This window comes from Arthrobacter sp. Dra40 (genome assembly GCF_059091905.1).
The window spans coordinates 1-232 of record NZ_JBNHHB010000614.1 but is presented as its reverse complement, the minus strand read 5'-3'; the positions used below and the strand labels follow the sequence as shown (position 1 = coordinate 232).

Sequence of the window (232 nt, the reverse complement as noted above, 5' to 3'; positions counted from 1 at the left end):
GGCTGGAGGCCGAAGCCAAACGCGCCGCCTACCGGCTGGACCCGCACGCGGTGGTGAAACGGGCCGCGAAGGCCGAAGCGGACCGGCATGTCTCCTCCCGGCCCGAACCGGATGTGATGGTCTCGGTCCGGACCCTGCTGCCGGTGGTGCGGGGGGTCGCGATGATGGCCGCGCTGCGGCAGGAGGCGGACCGGCTGGCCAACGCCGGGGACCCCAGGACCCGGGGCCAGGT

The 232-nt window shown here is 74.6% G+C and carries 1 pseudogene; it reads left to right on the top strand.

Annotation, left to right across the window (positions count from 1 at the left end):
* A pseudogene (locus AC5RWT_RS38250) lies at positions 1-232 on the top strand (HNH endonuclease); the annotation flags it as partial.